Raw genomic sequence first — 22009 nt, 5'->3', positions numbered from 1 at the left:
GAGAGTATTGTAACTAAAAGCATAATAACTAGAACAGTCAAATAAAAATATTTCACCTAATGAATATTATTATTCAAATGTAGATTGTACTTTTGCTCTCCTAGCCTACGAAGATCAGACTTATCACGGTTACATAGCCCCAGTGCTGATAGCAGACTTACATTCAAACTAAGACTATCCCCATAAGTCAGAGGATTGGGTATAACTGGCTGTGGAGTTTCAGCGAGCAGGTTCGCCGGTAACGGCATCGTTGGAACCTGCACGTATACTGTCCGCGTACTTCCGCAACCGGTCAGCAGCGACATCAGGCACAGGACGTGAAGCACAATCATCATCCGCAACAGCCACTTTGATATCTTCCTGGGTTCTCTGTGACTCCAGTGCGATCTGCTGTTTTGCATGTTGATTCGCCTCCTGAATGATGTTCGTTATTGCCATAGTACGCAGAACATTCTCGGTGATAGCCTCAGTAGAATCAGCTCGCTGTTCCGCAGCATCAGCACGCTTCTGCTCCTCCAGAAACTTTCCATGATAGTGATTCGCTGACCAGACAAGACCACCAGCGACACAAGCAATAAACGTTAAAATGAGCGCCCAATAACTCATCTTCATACCAGCAGCGCCGCCCGCGCCTTGTTGTATCGGACCTTACGATCCTCAATACCGTTCAAACCGCCGTTAATGATGCGCGTAACACGGTTAATATCGGCACCGTAGATCATGCAACCTTTAGAGGTGTAGAACCATGCAGCTGAGCGCGCAGCCTGTAGTTCCTGTTCCAGTTGTTCAGGTGAAGTCACCAGATCTAACTTCAGCGCCGCGCCACAGATGCGATAATTATGGAGGCCAGTGATTTGAATTAATCCTCTACCACGATATTTCCAGCCATCACCGGGTGCTTTGTTACCCAGCCGGTTGCTATACACCAGATTGGCAATAGCATCCTGACGAGCTGCATGTCCGGATGTTCTGCCAAGGGCATCAGCCTGCTGCTGTGTGATCCTCTTTCCGAACGTCGCCACCAGCGCAGATGGCGTGTAGTTAAAATTTTCAACTACGGCGCTAAACCCCATCGACTCATGGCCTACCTGAGCGATAAACATCGCCTGATCCGCTGGTGCTGTAATGCCGAATTCCTTCATCGCCGCATCAATGTGCGGAAACCAGCGCGCGGCCAGTTCGGCGCTGATACCAGCCGCCTGCTGAAATTGAGACTCGTTCATGATTAAACCTTGTTATTATCCCCACCGATACGACCACTGATAAACTTCATTGCAAAGCCGCGGATCGCATCCACGCCGATAAGGCCGACGCCGCCACCTATCGCAACAGACAGGGACTTGGGCCAGCCGAAATATTCCAGCGCAGATGAGAAGGTCAACGTCAGGGCGCCGCAAAGTAGAATTTCGAGTGTTTTTTTCTTCCAGCCACCGTTACCGCCAAAATAGGCAATGCGCAGACCAGCCATAAATAACGACATCAGAACAGCGCCCAGCGGGGTATCTCCTCGCCACCAGCTCTGGAACAGCTCCAGCCAGCCCTGCCAGGAATGGGGATCGTTGTGCATTTTCATAAGCCTCACCTCCGATAGCTCGGATGGCGCAGTGTGAAGTAGGAAGGCCGCCCGGTGGATTAACGACAAAACTCAGAGGGATTATTCCGGACGGCACAAACAGAAAAGCCCCGCACGATGGCGAGGCTTGAATTTGTTTGGTCGACGATTGAAGCTATGGCGACGATATCAGATTTACTCAAAATGTATGCTATTTAATTGACTTTTGCAATACCCTGCTGCGAAAAGGTCGCTTTTTGTTGTGATCTTGTTTTCACCAGGCAAAGCAGAGATTCGGTATCAAGCCTCTTAAAGATGTTACTCATCGCGCGCCAGTAGTCCGCATAGTTGTGGCTCCAGTTGTCAGGCTTAACCCCGCACAGGCTGGCAAGCTCCTGTTGCTGGTAGACGTATCGTCCGGCCAGCCCCTCTCTGACATCCTGCGCCGCCAGCCAGATAAGTTTCTTCAGCCGCTCCACTGTCTTGCCAGCCATCTTCCTCCCTGCAAGCTGCTGTCTGAACTCGCACCACGCCCAACTTGTTATTTCGACCTGGTGTTCCCAGCAGGTATTCTCACTATAATTCCACAACAACCACGCCTTGTAGTGTTCATCGAGTGAAAGAACCGCCCGGCGCCATGAGGCAGTGGAATATTCCACAGGCTTCACCAGCGGGATAGCGCTTCCTTTCGCCAGCGACTGCTTGCCGGGGATTGGCGGGTTATTTAACGTTATCCAGCTTTCTGTTTCCTCGTTCCAGATACGCTGTTTTTTTCGGGGATAGTTTTTCGTGTCGAATTGCGCGTTCTCCAGCCAGGCCAAAAGCTGCCCTTTAGTCTCCCCGCTTAAATCGGCTGTCGCTACCATTAGCTGCTCACGTACATACTGGAGGTATTGAGTGTTCATTGAGTAAATCCTGTGAACTGATAAATACGAACAAAATTGCGCAGGATGCGGTAGTCAACCAACACCGACCCCGGACGGCGGTAAATGCGGAGGCGCTGCCAGCGCATGCGGAGTATCTCGATCAGTTCTGGTTTCATGCGGCCTCCAGCTTTTTTAGCGCACGCAGATCCGCCAGAGCCGCGAGCCTGATTTCCTTCAGCTCCTCGACCGTCCAGCGGTGCGGGGTGTTATTGTTCTCGAGTGCCAGCACCGCCGCCTCACCGTAACGCTCAACCAGCGCAGTACGATATGCTTCGATGTTCCCTGATTTGTAGACGTTGCAGACATCACACTGAAGATGGATGTTGAAGCGAGTGAAGCGCAGATGCCCCGCGGCGGCCGTAGTCCTGTAATGGCCTGCATGCCATGCGAACGCCGTCTTCGTTCCACAGGAGATGCAACCGAGTCCTTCTGCCAGTTCGGTTTCGCGGCAAATGTCATTTACGGCGCGCTGCGTCAAGTCAATCCAGTGCTTCAGCGGCTTAACCGCGGCTTTCCGCTGGCGCCAGGTGGCGCGTTCTTTTTTCTCAGCGGCGCGCTGAAGGGATTGCGCCTTACGTTGCGCGGCTTCGCGAGCTTTTCTGGTTTGTTCTTTGCCGACGGCGCTGGCGCACTGGTACGAGCAAACGATCTGCCCCTCGCGTATCGGGTGAAACCACTGGCGGCATTCTTTGTTTACGCACTTACGGCGCGGTAATTTAGCCATGTTCACCCCCAGACCTTTTGGCGTAAGGATTTTGGCGTCCGCACCCGGTGTGCATATTCAGGTAATTTCGCGCTGACAGTCCAGGTAATGAAGTCAGGGTTCAGGCTCTTTTCTGTCCTTACGCCCCGCTTCTGATAATCCGATATCAGCGTGTCGGCCTGCTCGGTTGTGCAGTCATGATGATGGAACCAGGAGTATTTCATCGCCATCACCCCGCAAAGCTCATGAGCTGGGCGGCGGCGTTCTCGGCCTCGCGCTGAGTACGGAATGTCCGTGATAAAATCCATCGCCAGAGAACATCAAGCGCAGATTTATACAACTGCTGAAATTCGACCTCATCCATACTGGAAAAAGCGATGCTGCGGGGATGTTTGCGAAGGGTGCCGTCCGGTAACTGGATGGCGTCATAGTGACCAGCCTCAACCGTCACCCATGCGCGGTAGGCATCGAATGATTTACACAGGCTAATCCCGTTTGTTACCCGGCGGTTTGCAATCTGTTCCAGATACTGTTCAGCCGCATCCAGTAATGCGCTTTCATTCCCGCCATATGCAGCGAGAAACTTTGCATAACCGTTTACCAGTTTGCGCTCATTGGCAGAAATGGCGCCGCCGGTGGGTTCCCAGTATTCAAACCCAAGATTAAGCAACGCGAAAAAGCGGCGATGGAATGCAGGATTCCTCACCTGACGGAACTCAGCCACCAGCACGGCGCCGAGTTTGATTTTTGATTGCAGAATATCACTGGTCTCCGGCGTTGCGGGGATCAGAATTCCAGATGACTGCTTGATGAGTTGTAATTCGTGCGCCATGGTATTCTCCGTGGCGCAGAAGGTTAACGGTTGTTCAGGCCGTTGATTTCATATTATCAGAAGGTGGTATTACCCGGTAGCCGAGACGACGAATAAAATGCATAAAACCGTTGGGAGTAAAAACTTCTTCATCATCCAGCAAAGGACGCATAGATACCATGCCATTTACACGATAGATAAGATGCCTGCCTGATGATGGAAAGCTAAACACCACGCAGCCATCAGATCTTCTTACAATGTCATACCAGCTATCTTCTGACTTTTGCAAAGCTGAATTATTCAATTTTTGTTCTCCCTTCAGGCGATGTACAGGCGCGGTTAAAAATTGTCGGCAGCAGCATCAAAGGGATACGCAAATTGCGGTATTCTGAAAAATGCGCGCCAGCATTAAGCGCAATGTTAATAAAACCAGTCGTCAGCGCTTTCCCACGTTTCCTGCAGAATGCTCTGTATACGTTTTTTATCGCCATCAGCAGCACCGACGATACTCAGACCATCCTGACTGCCTCGACGGATGGTTAAGTTGCAGTTTTCATACTGATTCTGGAGACGGGTAATTAATTCTTTTTCAAGCGCAGGAACGGCACCTTCCGGAAGCTGTTTTGTCCGGCTGATAACAAGTTCAATTCTCATAATTCCCTCTACATTTAACTACTGTATATAAACACAGTATACCTGTTAGAAAGAATATTCAAGAGGTGAATAGCACTTTTTGCAAAAGCTAGCATGTTGTTTCATATCAGATTTTAGGCGAAAAAACCCGCCGCAGCGGGTTATGACGCAACACTTCATGCCGGAATTTTCCGATCCGTCTTGTTGTGAACCTCCCAGAGACTAATGCCGCAACTGAACACAAACTCAGCCAGATAATTTAAACCGGACCATTCCCGGATGCCGCCGCGCGCCGCTTCCACAAATACAGCGATATCCTGATCACGCCACACTCCAAACAGGCGCCAGCCGCCACTGTCAGTCTTAACGGCTGCTATACGCGTCAGAACACCAGTCTGGTACAGGTCAGTGAACGCAGGTTTCTTCCTGGTTATTATTCGCATATCTACAAACCTAAGAAATGTTGATTACAAATCACTGATTCGTATTTTTTGATTTTGTACTAATGCCTACTCCTGAATTGCTTCAGAAGGTAGCCCAATCATCTCGTTCAGCGCTTCCCGGCGAATAGCAGGAGGCAGGGGAACAACCGCATCTTCAGCAGGTAACAGTTCTTTGGCTTCAGGCCACTGTTCCAGCAGTCGCTTAACCGTTCTGGCTTTATCCAGTGCGGCGGTGACGTTCTGGCGGATGTCTGTTTCGTCGCTTTTTATTTCCCTGTAAAGCGCATCGAAGCTGTAGAACTCGGTAACGAGTGGGTCATCTGCCAGTAAGGTGTATTCATAGGGGGTTATTTTTTGGATATGGTCTGGTGAACCCGGCTCATTGTGCCGGTAATTGCCGTTGAAGTATGCAGTAACACGCGAACCCGCCAGATTCAGATAAATATCGCTGTCATATCTGACAAACGTATAGTTTGTCCTCAGTTCTTCGGGCAGTTTCGCAATAAGCGCTGCAATTTTCTTTTCGGTTTTTAATACCTCAGACTCGGCTTCCGGTCCGCCAATTGCCGCCAGCCTTACACGTTCCGCCCAGTCTGCCCGGGCAGCACGCAGGGCTTTCTTCCGTTGCGGAATACCAGCTTTTGCCAGTGCATTATCCACGATTTTCTCTTTAATGGATTTATTCAGTGTCTGGTTCATATTTTTCACCTTGTATAATTCAGGTTGTACGAATCCCGCCGCGTGAGCGGTGTTTAAAAACGTTTTTACGGTTAATTAATTATTCAGATGCGCGTTATGGCATATGCAAAAGCCCACGCTATCCCGACATATAAAAATGCGTCAGGCCAGTTCATCCATTATTTCCCTCCTGTTTTGGTGCCGCTTTAATCATCGCCGCCCAGCACAACTCAGCCCGTCGCGCAGCCCGTCGACACCCGCTTAACGCTTCGTATTCCGCCCACACTTTTTCGTCGCTGAAATGTGGATCTGGCTCAGACTCGAAGCCGTTAATCACCATGTACTCGGTTGGAACGATCGGCACCAGCGCATAGCCATCCGGAATTACTGGGGAGCTCAACTCATCACGATTACTTACAGGTTGGCCACCCTGAAGCATGGCAGCTCGGCAGGCGTTCCAGCCTTGCGCAAAGCTCTTTTGATAAAGATTCATGTCATCAGATGTCGCCATTTCATCCGGCACTACCGGCGCTGGCTGCTCTTTGATATGCAGTCGTGGCTCGCCGTCTTTCGGTTCAGGCCATTCGCGCTTCTTGTTCACCGCCAGCTTTTCTACCATCGCCAGGGTAATCTGCTCGTCACTGATACCAGCACGTCTTTGCGCATCCCATAACAGGAATTGCATATCGGCCCACTCGCTCAGGTCGTCAGGTTCTGCGGCAGTTTCCAATGCTTCTTTTGAGAGATGTTTCAGCGGCCCTACTGGCCCAACATCGCCGAACGTCTTATCAGACCATTCGGCGTGCTCGCGGCGAACCTGTTCGCGTTCTGAAGCTGGCGGGGAAGCATATAACGGCATATACACGGCAACATCATCAGCAGCGTTTGACTGCTGCTCTAACGTCACGCATGTACCTGAAAATTTATTTAGATATCGCACAGGTTCAGCGGTAAGCGCTGCCAGTGTCTGCTTCAGCACAATAAGAATTTTGGCGTCGTCATCGCTCAGTCCAAACGGAATATCGTCACGAGTGTTCTCAAATTCAGCGATGGTTTGCTGTAGCCATTCTTTGGTAATAGTGGTCATCTCAATACATCCTCCACACTGATTAACCCTTTGCTGCTCAAATAGTCCATTGCATCGATATGTAACTTGCTGTCTGGTCTGGTGTTTCTAAGCGAGTAGGCCAGGCGCTTAATCCACATCGTTAATTCTTCCACTTGCTTTTCTGCCCGATCTGCTCGCTCACCCTCAGACTCTGCCAGTCCGTGGTAATGCCATTTTTCAGCCTCGTATGCGCTGGCGTAACCGTTGGCGCTGTCCAGCTCATCCAGCAGCGCCAGCACATCCGGGTCGCTCACATCGACGACAGTGACGCGAGACTGTTCATAATGGTCATCTGCGATACTGCGGCCTTCTGCGTAGTGGCAACCTTTATCGTCGTAGGTCGCGCCCGTGCAGCCATAGGTAATTCGACTGGCAGACATGCGCTGTATTGTCATTTCTTTGCCGCAAATGTGGCATTCAGGTGCAGGTTTTGGTGAATAGCGCTCACGCAGCGCACGTTTGTCGATGTTGCTCATTGGGCTGGCCCCTCGCATTTGTGATTTTCTGGATCATCGGCTTTGAAATAACCGCCGCAGATTTTGCAGGGTATCGTCGGCACTTCGTCGTAATTTGAGGTTCCCGTAATCATGACTGCACTCCTTTGCGAAGCTGGGCGGCGAACTCGTCAGCATCAAAAATCTGGTAGCGCAGGCTCACATGCGCTGCATCAAAAATATTTTCTGAAGTTGTTGGCAATGCGGTGAGCTGCGCCCTGTATTTATCTGCGAACATCTCCACACCCTGCGCACGCACCTCAGCCAGGAAAGCGTCGGTGGCTGGGGTTTCGCCGTGGTGCAGGGCATCATTGATAATCATCGCAGCTACTCCGGCCTGTCCTGCGTCCGTGACCGACACATGCTCAAGAGTTACGGCCATTGCGTGTTTCAGCCCCGCATTCTCCGCAGCCAGCGTATTACGCTCCTGAACCAGCTTTTCCGTTGCGTCCTGCGCCAGTTTGTTTGCTTGTTCGGTGGCTTCCATAAGGTCGTTAATCATGCTCAGCTTTGCAGACAGCGCCGCGCATCTGGATTCCAGTGCCGCTATGGTAGTTACGTGTTCAGCATTACGTTCCGCAAGCTGATTCATGGTTAAACCATCAGTTATTCCACGTTCTTTCATTTGGTTGCTCCTGTTAAATCAGACCGGCGTCTTTGCGTTGTTTGTATTTCGCCATTAACATCTCGGCTGGCGTTGGACCGCGATCCCGCGACGGCGCGGATAAAGCGCGACGAACAGGCGGTATGGGTTTACCTGCAAGAGCTCGCTTTTCCCAGTCATGTAGGATATCGCCAGCGGCCCGGATAAGTTCCTTTTCACTTAATTGCCCCTCAGTTCCACGGCGGCGCAGCTCCAGGCAGACGTGGTAATACAGCGGGTTTTTATCCCTCCAGGGGAATTGCTCACTGGTCGGATAACGGAAAACAAGCTTCCGCCAACGCCAGTATTCGCCCATGATGTCGTCAACACTGACCCCGAGTACTCCACTCCCCTCACGGCACCACGAAATAAACTGACCTGGCGACGGCCAGAACGGAGACTGGCTGGAACGGGCTTTCTGCATTCCGGCGGATAGCTGCTTGCGGGTGCGGATGCCATTTTCTGAAAATGCCGCTATCCATTGCTGCTTAGCTACTCGCTCGTCAGCATCGGAGCGGAGATTGGTTTGCGTCGCGGCCGGGAAAATCTGCTTCAGTTGCATGAACAGCGCGTCAACAAGGCGCTCAGCGTCTGAATTCACAACCCGGCCATGCTCAGGGTTGCCCCCGGCTATGCTTGCCATCGCTGCGCCATCCCGATTGTTTATTGCGCGGTAGAGTTCAGGTTTCATAGGAAATCCCTCCATGCATCCGGGCTGTTCCAGTGGATACTTTCCTGATCGATATCTCTGCTGCGCTTCGCCTGTCCGTCAGGTTCGAACAGACCCTGCCAGCCATTCGCAATACTGCGGTTAATAATTTCTTCAGGTGTGTATCCGTTCAGCCTGCAGCGGTCGAGCAGGTTGATAGCCTGCGTCACGGTCTGCTGAGACTTAATCGGCTTTTTCAGGTCACGGCGGTATTCAACCCATGAAGACCAGGTGATCGAAGACAGCCAGTCAGGCAACTGAACACTTGACGCATCGAACGAAACCGCCCGGGGGGATTTAGGGGGGTTATTACTATTGTCTTTACTGTCTTTTGTAATAGTGTCTTTTGTGTTTACCTGATTTGGGTAATAGCCGTTACCTGATTCGGGTAAACTTTTCTTACCTGATTCAGGTAAATTTACCTTTTTCAGGTAAGTTTTTTTTTCTGTACCTTTTTCAGGTAAAGATGACCATTCGCTGACCGTTTTATTAATCCCGATAACACGACCGGTTTGAGTTAATATCCCCCGCTTAACCAGGGCGCTTTTTGCAGATGAGCACTTATGAGGGAGAATGCCGGTCAGCTCCGAGAGCTGCTCGTTACTGACCCAGTCAGATTTCTTATTGAAGCCGTATGTTTTGCGCATGACAGCCATGAACACCAAAAGCTGATGCTGCGACAAACCTGCATGCATTACAGCCTCAAGGATCTCATTGGCGATGCGCGTAAACCCATCATCGAGATCTGCCACGCGCGGCTCCTTATGTGCCACGTCAGGCACAGGAAAATTGATTACTTCAGCAGTGTTTGCCATAATTACTCCTGTGAATTGATCCAGTTAATTCCACCAGAAAGCCGTTGGTGACCCCTCACCGCGGCTTTCGCCTTTTTGGTTGCTACCATTTTCAGTCCCACCCCAGCGCATCCGGCCTGGCTCGTTCAGCCTTTAGCCCGGCATCAGCGAGAATCTCTACGGCTGTGAGATAGTTTCTGGATACCAGTACCGCCTCCGGTGGCGCGGCCTGAATTCCAAGAAAAGCCAGCTCTTTCGCCATGTTGCAGAAATATCCCTCAGCTTTACGTCTGCTGACTGTCGACTCGCTGATGCCCATATGCTCGGCGTAAGATTTCTGACCTACCGATGCAAGCCGGTTGAGCAGGACGCTCTCTATTTCAATCGGGTTGATTTCTGGTGGGTCTAACTTTCGTGCAATTGCGTTCTCCATGGGTAAATATCCTCTATGGTTGTTTGGCTGATGCCTCTTGGCTTGGTAATCCATCTGTTGGGTTTGGGTAGAGATCAGGGCGCAGTTCGTGTGGGGTAACACCAGTAGCGCTGTAAATTGGAAGTACTCGATCGGCAGGAACCACTCCTTGATAACGATTCCGCCAATGACTGATGGTCATTGCGCTTACTTCCAGTAGTTCAGCAAGCCGGGTTGCGGTTCCTGCTCTGGTAATGGCTTTATCAATTGCTTTCATATTTGACTCCAGTGGCAACAGCCAAATTAAACAAAATGTTTATCATAATGTCAACATTTTGAATATTGAGCTAATAAACTTTTGGTTTAGAATTGTGTTATGAAAGAAAAAACTCATCAGATTAATCACCCACAAGTGCAGAGGCTCAACGAGATCCTCGAACTTAAAAAGTTGACCAAGTCGGACATGGCTCGCATTTGCGGGGTCAGTGCTCAGTCGGTCAATAACTGGTTTGTGCGCGGTACAATTGGGAAAAGCTCGGCGATAAAACTGGCAGACGCGCTTGGGGTGAGTCTTGAGTGGGTTCTTGGCCAAGAGGTCGACGAGAGGGACGGTTTAAAGGCCGACGAACGGAGACTGCTCGAACTATATCGCCAGCTTCCAGATGACGAGGAAAAGCAGAATTTTCTTCGGGTATTATCGCTTCGTCTCAAGGAACTGGATGCCATGTACGAGAAGTACATGAAGGGAAGGATTCGAACGCGCGAAGATTAAGATAAAAGCTCGGAGTAATTATCAAAATGACTCATTCTCAACATAGCAAGGAATAATTATGCCAGCATCGGTAATTAGCTTTATTAATATGAAAGGCGGGGTAGGAAAAACAACTCTATGTGTTGGCATTGCTGAGTTCATGGCTAACTATCTTGGTAAAAGAGTTTTAGTTATTGATGTTGATCCTCAATTCAATGCAACTCAATCACTCCTAGGTCATTATGGTCGTGTCGATGAATATCTTGATCAACTTCAAACAAATAAAATCACAATACGTCGAATTTTCGAAGTTCCAACATCCATTATGGATACGGCTCAAGCCATTAGACCTGTTGATGTTATAACTAAAGTTTCTGATAACCTCGACGTCATCTTAGGTGATATTAATATAATCTTTGACACATCTCAGGAGTCTGTAAGAATATTCAAAATCAAGAGGTTCATCGATGATAACAACCTCCGTGACCAATATGATTATATTTTCCTAGATAGCCCTCCTACAATATCAATTTTCACTGATGCTTCACTTGTTGCTTCAGATTTTTATGTCGTTCCGGTAAAAATTGATCACTACTCCATTTTAGGAGCAACTAGTCTGGTCAGTGTGGTGCGAAATGTAAGACACAATCATAATCCGAATATTAGACACTTAGGATTCGTTTACACCAATACTGATGATGAATTGACATTAAAAACAAGCAAGATAAAAGATAATTTTGAAGAAAAATTCAGTGAATTTTACTTCTTTGAACATAAGTTATCATACGTACGAGATTTAATGGTTGGGCAGCAGGGTAACATTCCCTCTTGCTATACAAAGTCAAGAAGTGATATAAGCGCAATATCAACAGAATTCGCATTAAGAGTTGACCAACTAATGGTGAGTGAAAATGGATAAAGAACAATACAACACTCTATTCAGGTTTGCCCATGGCGGAGTAACAAAAGAATCCGCGATAGGTCTTTTTGTGACCATCTTACTTGATAAAGATTTGTTAAAATCAAATCATGATGTAAAAGATTTTGTTGAAAGTGTCTTTTCCATAGCCCTATTACCATACGTTGTTCGCTCAAGAACACTTATTTGCGCAAAAATATGCAGATTTTTAGTAAGCAGAGAAAGAAAAGAAATCAATAACTATGGTGTTATGGCTCGTTCATATTTCGAAAATATTTTTTCTAAAGAAGAAGACCTGCAAGGCCATAAAAAAAGAAATACAGCACTTTCTAATATGGATCTGTGGGTATCTAGGATGCTTAAGAAAGGCGATAAATAATGCTTTCTAACGACCCATACGGCAACAGAGCAGAAACTGACAGGTTTCGCCAAGAGGCAACTAAGTATCTGAGTGATGAGTCAGATATAAATACCTTGGTAAGTGTTTTCAAACACGTTAGAATTTATAGCATGATTATTGAAATGAATACCAATCTATCACACAAATCACATGTGAAGGGTATAATTTATGATTCTTTAAATTCCATCGTTGCAATATTAAATAAAAGAGAACGATATTTACATTTAAATCTTCGTTCTATGATTGAGCATATAGCAAGAATAGCTTTGAATAAAACTTATTCTGGTGGTGATTTCGATGGAACGGTACGACGACGAGATTTTGATTACCTTAAATCTAATAGAAGAAATGAAAATTGGAACTATCTGCACAATGTTTATATAAACGCTTGTCATTATGTGCATTTTTCACCGCAAGCAAATATTAACACGTCAGCAACTTTTTTGCAGTTGCTTGTAAACGACTGCCATTCATCGCAAAAGAATCTTATTCGTAATCTACATAGATTAACAAGTTCCGTAATGGAAACTTACATTACTTATTTTCACTATGAAGTTGCGAGTACATTTTATAGATCCATGGCAGATCTGAAGTATCTGCTGGGGAATAGTTTATACACCAAATTTAAAGCGCTGAACTAACACCTCTAATTTAACCGGGCAACAAAGACGTTTTTTATCCTTAGCCCCCTTCCCCAAAACTGCAAGTGATCCCAGCCTCATGGCTGGTTTTTTTTGTCCAAAATCGGCATAAATCACACCTCCAAAAGTCAGATTAAACATTTTGTTTATTGATTTATACTCATTATGTTGACATATGTTTAAACATTGTGTTTAATGAAATCACCAAAACGCACCACGACCACCCAGGCAGGACGCCCACGAAGTAGCCGTCCGGGGCATACGAAGACCGGAATGAGGTGGAAAAGTTAACGCGCAGAAGGTTTAAACAATGTTCCGCTGGCCGGGCGATATCGGCACGAGGATGAGATGACTAATTACGGCACAACAACATTACCAAGAACCAGCGTTGTACCGGGAATGCTGGTTAAGTACCAGGGGCGCACATACCGCGCATCTGCAAACGTAGGAAAAGGGTTGTACTTGTTTGCCCTTTTCGAACGCCTGCGGACAACCAACGACGAGATCGAGGTTTACCTCAACCAACACGGCAAACCTGCAACCCATTAGCAGGAAAAACCAGCAAAACGAAATACTGCACAGATTCTGGCAGACCACATGGTGTCGGGGATTCTGCAAACAAAATTCAGGAGTTCAGCCATGAACGCATATCTCACTTACGACCGGATCGAGGCTCAGGACTGGACCCAGCATTACCAGCAAATCGCCAGAGAAGAGAAAGAGTCAGAACTTGCTGACGATCTGGAGAAAGGACTGTCGCTTCACATGCTGGAGTCGCTGTGTATGGACGAGCTACCGCGTCACGGCGCCAACAAAAAAGCGATCAGTCGGGCATTTGATGACGATGTCGAATTCCAGGAGCGCGCGTCGGAGTTTGTGCGGTACATGGTTGAGGTGTTTTCCCTGCATCAAATTGATATTGAATCAGAGGAATAAGACAAATGAGCACAGCACTCGCAACACTGGCAGGAAAACTGGCTGAACGTGTAGGAATGGATTCTGTAGATCCGCAGGAACTGATCACCACATTGCGCCAGACAGCGTTTAAAGGTGATGCCAGTGATGCGCAGTTTATTGCGCTACTGATAGTCGCCAACCAGTACGGTCTTAATCCGTGGACGAAAGAAATTTACGCCTTTCCTGATAAGCAGAACGGGATCGTCCCTGTGGTGGGTGTTGATGGCTGGTCCCGTATTATCAACGAAAACCAGCAGTTTGACGGCATGGATTTTGAGCAGGATAACGAATCATGTACATGCAGGATTTACCGTAAGGACCGCAACCATCCGATCTGCGTTACCGAATGGATGGATGAATGTCGCCGGGAACCATTCAAAACCCGTGATGGTCGTGAGATTACTGGACCGTGGCAGTCACATCCCAAACGGATGTTGCGACACAAAGCAATGATCCAGTGCGCCCGTCTTGCCTTCGGTTTCGCAGGCATCTACGACAAGGATGAGGCCGAACGCATTGTCGAAAATACCACGTATACCACAGATCGCCAGACGGAACGCGACATCACTCCGGTTAGCGATGAAACCATGCGGGAAATTAATGATCTGCTGATCACCCTGAATAAAACATGGGATGACGATCTGCTGCCGCTCTGCTCCCAAATCTTCCGCCGCGATATTGGTGCATCGTCAGATCTTACGCAAATCGAAGCAGTGAAAGCCCTCGGATTCCTGAAGCAGAAAGCAGCAGAACAGAAGGTGGAAGCATGACACCAGAAATTATCCTGGCTCGTACAGGTATTGACGTTAGCAACATCGAGCAAGGTGATGAAGCATGGCACCGTCTACGCCTCGGTGTCATCACTGCTTCCGAAGTTCACAACGTCATTTCCAGGCCAAAGTCGGGCAAGAAGTGGACTGATATGAAGATGTCCTACTTTCTCACCCTTCTTGCTGAAGTTTGCACCGGCGTGGCGCCGGAAGTTAACGCCAGGGCGCTGGCCTGGGGGAAACAGTATGAGGACGATGCTCGCACCCTGTTTGAGTTCACCACTGACGTGAAGGTCACCGGATCGCCGATCCTTTTCCGTGACGAGGGCATGCGTACCGCCTGTTCTCCTGACGGCCTGTGCAGTGATGGCCGCGGTCTTGAGTTGAAGTGCCCTTTCACCTCTCGCGACTTTATGAAATTCAGGCTTGGCGGCTTCGAGGCTATCAAATCCGCCTATATGGCCCAGGTGCAATTCAGCATGTGGGTAACCGGGAGAGATGCCTGGTATTTCGCGAATTATGACCCGCGCATGAAGCGAGAAGGCATTCACCACGTGGTTGTTGAGCGCGACGACAAATACACGTCCCTCTTCAATGAAATGGTACCGGAATTTATCGAAAAGATGGACGAAGCGCTAAAGGAGATTGGCTTCACGTTCGGGGAGCAGTGGCGATGACGCACGCAACAACGGCAGTACTACCAGTTGAAAAAAGTGTTCCGCGCACCTGGCGCCGCCCGTTCCTGAAATGGGCAGGCGGTAAATATTCGCTGCTGCCGGAACTGGATCGTCTTATCCCGGCAGGTAAACGACTGATAGAACCATTTGTGGGCGGCGGTTCGGTGTTTCTCAACTCAGACAAGCACGAACGTTTCCTTCTGGCTGACGTCAACGCCGACCTGATTAACCTGTACCAGATGCTGGCCGTAGTGCCTGATTCGGTAATCGCAGAGGCAATAAAAGCTTTCAGACATCTGAATGATGCCGAAAACTACACAGTAATTCGTGAAGCATTCAACGCCCAGAAACTGAATGCGACAGAACGAGCAGCCGCATTCCTTTATCTCAACAGGCACTGCTTTAACGGTCTGATGCGTTACAACCTTGACGGTTTTTTCAATGTTGGATGGGGAAAGTATAAAGCCCCATATTTCCCGGAAGAAGAGATCAGGGCATTCAGGAAGAAGTCTCGCGCGTGCGTATTTATGACTGCGGGTTTCGAACGTACTCTCAGGCTGGCGGGTGATGGTGATGTCGTTTACTGCGATCCGCCATACGAGCCAATACCCGGCACCACTGGCTTCACTAGCTACGCCTCCGGTGGGTTCTCATGGGATAGCCAGGTAGCGCTTGCTGAAAGCTGCGTTGCAGCCCATCAGCGCGGCGCAAAGGTGTTTATCAGTAATTCTACCGCACCACGCGTTATTGAACTTTACGAGCGGCACGGCTTCACTTTGCACCGGGTCAATGCCCGCAGATCAATATCGAGTAAAGGCAGTACCCGAGAAACAGCGAACGATATCGTCGCCTCACTGGGGATTTAGTGATGATGAAACTTATTAACAGAAGCAAGCAATCACCAGTCGGTCGTCGCGCATGTGATATTGCACTGGCTGCGCATCATGAGAAGTTCGGCGATTACGGCAGACAAAAGCACGTTACCAATTACACCGTTGTAGTGGATGGCGTAAAGGTTCCTGTCGAAGTAGTTAACCGGGCCACCAGCTACGTAGCCACCGCAATGATCGGCGTCCGGAAACTTAGAAATCTGCCGGCACAGGCAAACTGAATATTAGCGATGGCCCGCTGCAGGGCCACTGGAGAAAACGATGAGCAACAAAATCGAGAACCCTGTCGTGATTGGCGGTATGCAGTGTGGGAACATTCGACGCCTAACTGCCAGCACTCTTTATTCTACTGCGATGGTCGCTGGTGCTGTCTATGTAGCCAGTCTGTGAGGTGGATATGAACGATATTGCACAGAACAATGTTGGTATGATTGACGAAAAAGAAGCTATGAGAATGATCAAAGTATCTTCACGGATGACCATTTCGAAATATACCAAGCTATATAATTTTCCAAAACCAATCCGAACTCACCCCAAACAATACCTTCAGTCTGAGGTGGTACAGTGGATCTTAAACGGGGGGATCAACCAGAAATCTTCCTGATATGCCAGAATATTTTTTCAGCGTACAGCTCATAGGCGGCTTTCTGTTCAGCAATCCAGTCATGTTTGTTATAAACAGAAAGTACGCCGCCCAGCTCATGCCCCAACATTTTCTCAATAACATGCGGAGCTATACCTTCTTCTGAAAGTCTGGTTGCCAGTGTACGCCGAAAATCATGAGCGGAAAATTCGCCAATACCCAGGGATGATTCTATCCTTCCAAGAAATCTGTTTGCACCAGCAATAGTCATGGACTTTTTCAGATCCGGACCAGGGAAAAGAATATTCCCGTATGTCATTTCTGCTTTTTTAAGCAACTGATCGGCCGCGTCAAAAATTGGTCGTCTGATAATTCTGTTCGTTTTACTTTTTTCGGCGGGTACGGTCCATATCCCCTCCTCACGATCGAATTCCTCCTTAACAGCCAGGCGAAGTTCGCTATTCCTTGCGCCATACAGCATCAGTAGTTGATGGAGCAATCGGTTAGACGTTGACCCTCTGCTACGCTCTATCGCCAGCCAGATTTTAGCAAGCTGATTATAACTGAGTGTCACCTCACCCACGGTTGGTTTTGTCCCCACATCTTTTGGCTGTAACAGCATTAAATCAGCCGTGCTGATAAATTGTCTGCGTGTACACCAGCCAATAGCTGCCCGAAGTTGTACCAGTAACTGACGAGCCCTGCGTGGGTTTAATCGCTCTTCGTCAGTAAATCGTTCAACCCACAGGCGAACAGGAATTTCTTCAATCGGAACACCGGCGAACGCATCACTCATGTGCTTTATGACCGTCGACCTGTAAAGTGCCTTAGTCTTTTCCCTCAAAGCCACGTTAACATAGTTTGCCTCCCAGTAATCCAGGCAGTCTTTTACCGTTGGTTTTTTCTTTGACTTGTTGTTTCCGGCAAGCTCACGAGGATCAATGCCTTTATCGACGGACTCTCTTAAATCTGCGACTATGTTACGGGCGTCACGCAGAGTGAGAGCAGGATAGCGACCAAGTCCCATGCGGTGCTGTTTCCCATCCCAGCGAAAACGGAACTGGAAGCTAATGATTCCCTTTGGAGTAATACGGATACCCAACCCATCAGAATCAGTAATTTCAGATGGGCCGGAATATGGTTTACCATAGACAGAGCGAAGCTTAGTGTCACTGATTGCCATTTTAGTTTTCTGTACTCAATGATTTTATGGTTTATGTACTTATTTTGTACTCAATATCGCATGTACCAACATAAACCACAATATCCAGACATGTACAAATAAAAGCAATCAATATCAAAAACGGCACTAAAAACATTTTATTTCATGGACATACAACATCAGGCGTGTACATCAGGTGACAGTTAAAAACAACAGCGTACAGAATACATTCCTCTTCCACGATTACGAAACCTTCGGTACGCATCCGGCCCTCGACAGACCTGCGCAATTCGCCGCGCTCCGTACGGATAACGACTTCAACGTTATTGGCGAGCCGGAGGTGTTTTATTGCAAACCCGCCGATGATTATCTACCGCAGCCCGGCGCGGTGCTGATTACCGGCATCACACCGCAGGAAGCGCGTGAGAAAGGAGAAAACGAAGCCGCTTTCGCCAGACGCATTCATGCGCTGTTTACCGTTCCTAAAACCTGCGTTGTGGGCTACAACAATGTACGTTTTGATGATGAAGTCACTCGCAATATTTTTTATCGCAACTTTTACGATCCCTACGCCTGGAGCTGGCAGCATGATAATTCACGTTGGGATCTATTGGATGTCATGCGCGCCTGTTATGCGCTGCGCCCGGAGGGAATTAACTGGCCGGAAAACGACGACGGCCTGCCCAGCTTTCGTCTGGAACATTTAACCCAGGCGAACGGGATCGAACACAGCAACGCGCATGATGCGATGGCGGATGTCTACGCCACTATTGCGATGGCGCAACTGGTGAAAACACGCCAGCCGCGACTGTTTGATTATCTTTATAGCCACCGCAGTAAACATAAACTGGCGGCGCTGATTGACGTTCCGCAAATGAAGCCGCTGGTGCATGTCTCCGGCATGTTTGGCGCGTGGCGCGGTAATACAAGCTGGGTCGCGCCGCTGGCGTGGCATCCTGAAAACCGTAACGCGGTGATCATGGTCGATTTAGCAGGCGATATTTCTCCTCTGCTTGAGCTGGACAGCGACACCCTTCGCGAGCGGCTTTATACGGCCAAAGCCGATCTTGGCGATCACGCCGCAGTGCCGGTAAAGCTGGTGCATATCAATAAATGTCCGGTACTGGCGCAGGCGAATACCTTGCGCCCGGAGGATGCCGACCGGCTGGGAATTAACCGCCAGCATTGCCTGGATAACCTGAAAGTGCTGCGTGAAAACCCGCAGGTCCGCGACAAAGTGGTGGCGATTTTCGCCGAAGCCGAACCTTTTGCCGCCTCGGATAACGTTGATGCCCAGCTCTATGATGGTTTTTTCAGCGATGCCGATCGCGCAGCCATGAAAATCGTACTCGAAACCGAGCCGCGTAACCTGCCCGCGCTGGATATTACCTTTGTCGATAAGCGCATTGAGAAGCTGCTGTTTAATTACCGCGCACGCAATTTTCCCGGTACGCTGGATGACGCAGAGCAGCAGCGCTGGCTGGAGCATCGCCGTCAGGTACTGACGCCAGAGTTTTTACAACAGTATGCCAACGAATTGCAGATGCTTTCTCAGCAGTATGCGGAAGATAAAACGAAGCTGGGGTTGCTGAAATCACTGTGGCAGTACGCAACCGAGATTGTGTAATTGACCAATGCCTGACGGGCATTGTTAATCCAGAGCGGATAAAGAGTGACGCCACCATCCGGTAAACGTGCTGGATGACAAAAAACCGGAGGCACTGCCTCCGGTTTTACTATTGCCGATAATACGTGCGATTACGCGACGTCTTCGTACTGTGGAACCGGGTTGCGGAAGCTTTTAGTTACGCACGCCAGATAAATCAGCCCGATACCCGCCCAGATCAGGCCCAGTACCATTGAGCTCTCTTCCAGGTTAACCCACAACGCGCCAACCGTGAGCGCGCCGCACATCGGCAGGAACAGATACTGGAAGTGATCTTTCAACGTTTTATTACGCTTCTCACGGATCCAGAACTGCGAAATCACCGACAGGTTAACAAAGGTAAACGCGACCAGCGCGCCAAAGTTAATCAGCGCCGTCGCCATCACCAGGTCAAAATTAATCGCCAGCAGCGCGATCGCCCCGACCAGGATGATGTTCATCGCTGGCGTACGCCATTTCGGATGAACGTAACCGAAGAAGCTTTTCGGGAATACGCCGTCGCGCCCCATTACGTACATCAGGCGCGCTACGCCTGCATGCGCAGCCATACCGGAAGCCAGTACGGTGATAGTAGAGAAGATCAGCGCGCCCACCTGGAAGGTTTTACCCGCCACGTACAGCATGATTTCCGGCTGAGACGCATCCGGATCTTTAAAGCGAGAGATATCCGGGAAGTACAATTGCAGGAAATAGGTTGCAAAGATGAAGATCAGGCCGCCAATCAGCGCGGTCAGGAAAATCGCACGCGGGATCACGCGCTCAGCATCTTTGGTCTCTTCCGACAGGTTACTGATGCCGTCAAAGCCAGTAAAGGAGAAGCACAGGATCGTCGCTCCCGTAATCATCGGGATAACGTGCGCATCGCCGGACCAGAACGGACGGGTGCTCGCCAGCGTACCGGCGCCTTCGCCTTCAAATACGCCATAAACCACCATGCCCAGAATGACCGCAATCAGCACCACCTGTAGCACTACAATCACGGTGTTGAAGTTAGCGACCGATTTGAGGCTGCGCAGGTTAAAGGCCGTCATAAAGGCCACCAGCGCCACAACAAACACCCATGACGGAATGGAGGGCACCAGCGCTTCAAAATAAATTTTCGCCAACAGAATGTTGATCATCGGCGCGAACAGATAATCGAGCAGAGAAGACCAACCCACCATAAAGCCAACGGTCGGGCTGATGGATTTCTGGGCATAGGTGTACGCCGAACCCGCGGAAGGGTAGCGACGCACCAGTTTCCCGTAGCTCAACGCCGTAAACAGAATCGCGATTAACGCGAATGCATACGCCGTCGGTACGTGACCGTCAGTGAGGCCTGAAACGATACCAAATGTATCGAACAGCGTCATCGGCTGCATATAGGCAAGACCCATCATTACAACCGGAACTAACGTAAGCGTTTTACGTAATTCCACGCGAGAGGTGTTTGGAGTAACGTTATGCGACATGGTCATTCTCCTTTACGGCGAATGCCGTCGCGTAAGCAAAAAATTGCCCCATTTTCTGGATTCCTCAGCGACAACAACTGTCGATTTTTAAGTAAGTATCTATCCGGTACGAAGCCCGGCCTCTTGGTATTGAATGATGTGTTTGAAGCAAAAAAATAACCGACGCGTATTAAAACGTCGGTTAGTGTCATTTTTTGCAAGCGGCGTATTCTGCCCTAAATTGAAGTGAAATGACAAGAGAATGCGAGCGCGTTCAAAAAATTATTTTTCATAAGCGATTGATTTTTAAACCGGCGATTTTGCATACACCCCAGCAATAGCATTATTTGCTAAAATTTCATCCCGCCACCAGCCGCTGGCCAGCCCGGCGGTCTGTTCATTCCAGCCAACCCACACCGGTTCATAGACGATTTGCGCCACCACTTTCTTCTCTATAAGCGCACCGCTTTCCAAAAATCGCTGCGCCAGATAACGCGGTAAATAGCCGCATCCCAGGCCGCTAATTTGCAGCTCCAGCTTGGTTTTAAAATCAAACACGGTAATCGCTTCCTGAGCGTCGAGCAGTTCAGACCCTATTGATCGCGAGGAATGGACGCTATCGCCAACCACAATCGCGCGAAAACGTTTGATCGTCTGGCGGCTAAGCGGTTCCTCTTCATGAACCAGCGGATGATGCGGGGCGACAGCAAACACCAGTTCAAGATCGCCCAGTCTTGCAAAGCCAAAGCCGGTGTCAGGCGGCGGCGCGCGCATGGCGCCAACGATGATATCCGCCCTTCCCTGCGTCAGCGTCTCCCATGAACCGCCGAGAACGCCATTGACAAATTTAAGGCGCGTCACGCTGTGGCGTTGATAAAAAGCGTCGATAAGCGGGGCCAGAAGAGAAAAGGGAAAGGTATCATCCACACCGATGACCAGTTCGTTCTCCCAGCCTTCATGCAGTTTAATCGCCTGCTTTTCCAGCTCGCGAACGGTGTGCAGCACTTCACGGCCTTTTTCCAGTAGCATTTTACCGGTTCGCGTAAATCGCGCGCGATGCCCGCTACGGTCGAGCAGTTGGATATTAAGATCGTTTTCCAGCTTATGAACGGTATAACTGAGGGCGGACGGCGTTTTAAATAATTTTGCCGACGCCGCCGCGAAGCTGCCTTCTTTTTCTAACGCATCAAGAATAATCAGAACGTCCAGCAGTGGTTTCATACTCGTCCCCTTGCGCTATATGGCGACCACCTGCTG

The 22009-nt window shown here is 49.2% G+C and carries 34 protein-coding genes; 12 read left to right on the top strand and 22 right to left on the bottom strand.

Features of this window, described 5'->3' with window-relative positions:
* Positions 1 to 56: 56 nt before the first annotated feature.
* From lysC to NA986_RS00990, 18 genes are all read right to left on the bottom strand, one after another.
* Positions 57 to 401, bottom strand: a complete 345-nt coding sequence (lysC, locus tag NA986_RS01075; RefSeq protein ID WP_001181625.1) for an Rz1-like lysis system protein LysC — start codon at positions 399 to 401, stop codon at positions 57 to 59.
* A 207-nt stretch (positions 402 to 608) separates the two neighbouring features.
* On the bottom strand, positions 609 to 1223 hold the full coding sequence (locus tag NA986_RS01070) for a glycoside hydrolase family 19 protein (protein WP_001005893.1): 615 nt from the start codon (positions 1221 to 1223) through the stop codon (positions 609 to 611).
* A gap of 2 nt (positions 1224 to 1225) precedes the next feature.
* Positions 1226 to 1567 (bottom strand): phage holin, lambda family, encoded by a 342-nt coding sequence (locus NA986_RS01065; protein ID WP_162264800.1) that lies wholly within the window; start codon positions 1565 to 1567, stop codon positions 1226 to 1228.
* Between the two features lie 200 nt (positions 1568 to 1767).
* A complete protein-coding gene (locus NA986_RS01060) occupies positions 1768 to 2457 on the bottom strand; it encodes a bacteriophage antitermination protein Q (RefSeq protein WP_001097244.1) in 690 nt (229 codons plus the stop codon).
* The gene (locus tag NA986_RS01055; protein WP_000801757.1) at positions 2454 to 2594 is read right to left on the bottom strand and encodes a YlcG family protein; all 141 of its coding nucleotides are present in this window, start codon (positions 2592 to 2594) and stop codon (positions 2454 to 2456) included. Before NA986_RS01055 ends, NA986_RS01060 begins: the two co-directional genes overlap by 4 nt.
* Positions 2591 to 3202, bottom strand: coding sequence for a recombination protein NinG (locus NA986_RS01050; protein ID WP_039501156.1), 612 nt, complete (start codon positions 3200 to 3202; stop codon positions 2591 to 2593). Before NA986_RS01050 ends, NA986_RS01055 begins: the two co-directional genes overlap by 4 nt.
* A 2-nt stretch (positions 3203 to 3204) precedes the next feature.
* On the bottom strand, positions 3205 to 3411 hold the full coding sequence (locus NA986_RS01045) for a hypothetical protein (RefSeq protein ID WP_001241019.1): 207 nt from the start codon (positions 3409 to 3411) through the stop codon (positions 3205 to 3207).
* Complete coding sequence (locus NA986_RS01040) at positions 3411 to 4013, bottom strand: DUF1367 family protein (RefSeq protein ID WP_000929790.1); 603 nt, start codon at positions 4011 to 4013, stop codon at positions 3411 to 3413. The genes NA986_RS01045 and NA986_RS01040 overlap by 1 nt, the downstream gene beginning before the upstream one ends.
* A gap of 34 nt (positions 4014 to 4047) precedes the next feature.
* Positions 4048 to 4296 carry a hypothetical protein gene (locus NA986_RS01035; RefSeq protein WP_071841283.1) on the bottom strand — a complete coding sequence of 83 codons (249 nt, stop codon included), beginning with the start codon at positions 4294 to 4296 and terminating at the stop codon, positions 4048 to 4050.
* Positions 4297 to 4412: 116 nt separating this feature from the next.
* Positions 4413 to 4646, bottom strand: a complete 234-nt coding sequence (locus tag NA986_RS01030; protein WP_001217669.1) for a DinI family protein — start codon at positions 4644 to 4646, stop codon at positions 4413 to 4415.
* A gap of 488 nt (positions 4647 to 5134) precedes the next feature.
* Complete coding sequence (locus tag NA986_RS01025; RefSeq protein ID WP_016062831.1) at positions 5135 to 5767, bottom strand: Nmad5 family putative nucleotide modification protein; 633 nt, start codon at positions 5765 to 5767, stop codon at positions 5135 to 5137.
* 151 nt (positions 5768 to 5918) lie between these two features.
* Positions 5919 to 6833: a DUF550 domain-containing protein gene (locus NA986_RS01020; RefSeq protein WP_046597594.1), complete on the bottom strand. Its 915-nt coding sequence runs from the start codon at positions 6831 to 6833 to the stop codon at positions 5919 to 5921.
* On the bottom strand, positions 6830 to 7330 hold the full coding sequence (locus NA986_RS01015) for an ead/Ea22-like family protein (RefSeq protein ID WP_045718384.1): 501 nt from the start codon (positions 7328 to 7330) through the stop codon (positions 6830 to 6832). The genes NA986_RS01020 and NA986_RS01015 overlap by 4 nt, the downstream gene beginning before the upstream one ends.
* Before the next feature lie 109 nt (positions 7331 to 7439).
* Positions 7440 to 7835, bottom strand: coding sequence for a hypothetical protein (locus tag NA986_RS01010; protein ID WP_371062116.1), 396 nt, complete (start codon positions 7833 to 7835; stop codon positions 7440 to 7442).
* 151 nt (positions 7836 to 7986) lie between these two features.
* The gene (locus tag NA986_RS01005) at positions 7987 to 8682 is read right to left on the bottom strand and encodes a replication protein P (RefSeq protein WP_045718387.1); all 696 of its coding nucleotides are present in this window, start codon (positions 8680 to 8682) and stop codon (positions 7987 to 7989) included.
* Positions 8679 to 9515 carry a replication protein gene (locus NA986_RS01000; protein WP_046597590.1) on the bottom strand — a complete coding sequence of 279 codons (837 nt, stop codon included), beginning with the start codon at positions 9513 to 9515 and terminating at the stop codon, positions 8679 to 8681. Before NA986_RS01000 ends, NA986_RS01005 begins: the two co-directional genes overlap by 4 nt.
* 91 nt (positions 9516 to 9606) lie before the next feature.
* Entirely contained in the window at positions 9607 to 9981 is a 375-nt protein-coding gene (locus NA986_RS00995) for a CII family transcriptional regulator (RefSeq protein WP_010835408.1), read from the bottom strand.
* Positions 9941 to 10183 (bottom strand): transcriptional regulator, encoded by a 243-nt coding sequence (locus tag NA986_RS00990; RefSeq protein WP_000643689.1) that lies wholly within the window; start codon positions 10181 to 10183, stop codon positions 9941 to 9943. The genes NA986_RS00995 and NA986_RS00990 overlap by 41 nt, the downstream gene beginning before the upstream one ends.
* A gap of 99 nt (positions 10184 to 10282) precedes the next feature.
* Here NA986_RS00990 and NA986_RS00985 point away from each other — a divergent pair, with 99 nt between their 5' ends.
* From NA986_RS00985 to NA986_RS00935, 11 genes are all read left to right on the top strand, one after another.
* A complete protein-coding gene (locus NA986_RS00985; protein ID WP_000660736.1) occupies positions 10283 to 10678 on the top strand; it encodes a helix-turn-helix domain-containing protein in 396 nt (131 codons plus the stop codon).
* A gap of 58 nt (positions 10679 to 10736) precedes the next feature.
* Positions 10737 to 11576 (top strand): ParA family protein, encoded by an 840-nt coding sequence (locus tag NA986_RS00980; protein WP_001111772.1) that lies wholly within the window; start codon positions 10737 to 10739, stop codon positions 11574 to 11576.
* Complete coding sequence (locus NA986_RS00975) at positions 11569 to 11955, top strand: hypothetical protein (RefSeq protein WP_000356948.1); 387 nt, start codon at positions 11569 to 11571, stop codon at positions 11953 to 11955. The genes NA986_RS00980 and NA986_RS00975 overlap by 8 nt, the downstream gene beginning before the upstream one ends.
* Entirely contained in the window at positions 11955 to 12617 is a 663-nt protein-coding gene (locus NA986_RS00970; protein WP_000950426.1) for a hypothetical protein, read from the top strand. The genes NA986_RS00975 and NA986_RS00970 overlap by 1 nt, the downstream gene beginning before the upstream one ends.
* 348 nt (positions 12618 to 12965) lie before the next feature.
* Entirely contained in the window at positions 12966 to 13166 is a 201-nt protein-coding gene (locus tag NA986_RS00965; protein WP_039501146.1) for a cell division protein FtsZ, read from the top strand.
* 90 nt (positions 13167 to 13256) lie between these two features.
* On the top strand, positions 13257 to 13553 hold the full coding sequence (locus NA986_RS00960) for a host-nuclease inhibitor Gam family protein (RefSeq protein ID WP_039501144.1): 297 nt from the start codon (positions 13257 to 13259) through the stop codon (positions 13551 to 13553).
* A 5-nt stretch (positions 13554 to 13558) separates the two neighbouring features.
* Positions 13559 to 14344, top strand: a complete 786-nt coding sequence (gene bet / locus NA986_RS00955; RefSeq protein WP_001648679.1) for a phage recombination protein Bet — start codon at positions 13559 to 13561, stop codon at positions 14342 to 14344.
* Positions 14341 to 15021: a lambda exonuclease family protein gene (locus tag NA986_RS00950; RefSeq protein WP_000187056.1), complete on the top strand. Its 681-nt coding sequence runs from the start codon at positions 14341 to 14343 to the stop codon at positions 15019 to 15021. Before bet ends, NA986_RS00950 begins: the two co-directional genes overlap by 4 nt.
* Positions 15018 to 15887: a DNA adenine methylase gene (locus tag NA986_RS00945; protein ID WP_039501142.1), complete on the top strand. Its 870-nt coding sequence runs from the start codon at positions 15018 to 15020 to the stop codon at positions 15885 to 15887. Before NA986_RS00950 ends, NA986_RS00945 begins: the two co-directional genes overlap by 4 nt.
* 5 nt (positions 15888 to 15892) lie before the next feature.
* Positions 15893 to 16132, top strand: coding sequence for a DUF4060 family protein (locus NA986_RS00940; RefSeq protein ID WP_001754984.1), 240 nt, complete (start codon positions 15893 to 15895; stop codon positions 16130 to 16132).
* Between the two features lie 176 nt (positions 16133 to 16308).
* Positions 16309 to 16515, top strand: a complete 207-nt coding sequence (locus NA986_RS00935; RefSeq protein ID WP_000997833.1) for a helix-turn-helix transcriptional regulator — start codon at positions 16309 to 16311, stop codon at positions 16513 to 16515.
* Here the strand turns inward: NA986_RS00935 and NA986_RS00930 are convergent.
* Complete coding sequence (locus NA986_RS00930; protein ID WP_001007943.1) at positions 16496 to 17677, bottom strand: tyrosine-type recombinase/integrase; 1182 nt, start codon at positions 17675 to 17677, stop codon at positions 16496 to 16498. The two genes, NA986_RS00935 and NA986_RS00930, sit on opposite strands and share 20 nt — an antisense overlap.
* Positions 17678 to 17852: 175 nt before the next feature.
* On the opposite strand from NA986_RS00930, the gene sbcB reads away from it, so the two are divergent.
* Entirely contained in the window at positions 17853 to 19283 is a 1431-nt protein-coding gene (gene sbcB, locus NA986_RS00925) for an exodeoxyribonuclease I (RefSeq protein WP_076735769.1), read from the top strand.
* Positions 19284 to 19414: 131 nt separating this feature from the next.
* On the opposite strand, the gene plaP is transcribed toward sbcB, so the two are convergent.
* From plaP to NA986_RS00910, 3 genes are all read right to left on the bottom strand, one after another.
* The gene (plaP, locus tag NA986_RS00920) at positions 19415 to 20773 is read right to left on the bottom strand and encodes a putrescine/proton symporter PlaP (protein WP_001519005.1); all 1359 of its coding nucleotides are present in this window, start codon (positions 20771 to 20773) and stop codon (positions 19415 to 19417) included.
* Complete coding sequence (gene yoeI, locus NA986_RS00915) at positions 20763 to 20825, bottom strand: membrane protein YoeI (RefSeq protein WP_096335044.1); 63 nt, start codon at positions 20823 to 20825, stop codon at positions 20763 to 20765. The genes plaP and yoeI overlap by 11 nt, the downstream gene beginning before the upstream one ends.
* Before the next feature lie 233 nt (positions 20826 to 21058).
* Entirely contained in the window at positions 21059 to 21973 is a 915-nt protein-coding gene (locus NA986_RS00910; protein ID WP_000803316.1) for a LysR family transcriptional regulator, read from the bottom strand.
* Positions 21974 to 22009 lie beyond the last annotated feature (36 nt).

Origin of the sequence: Salmonella sp. NW177, assembly GCF_051811585.1 — a bacterium.
Classification (GTDB): Bacteria; Pseudomonadota; Gammaproteobacteria; order Enterobacterales; family Enterobacteriaceae; genus Salmonella; species Salmonella enterica.
The sequence above is the reverse complement of the archived record's forward strand: the minus strand, read 5'-3'. Positions and strand labels throughout refer to the sequence as shown.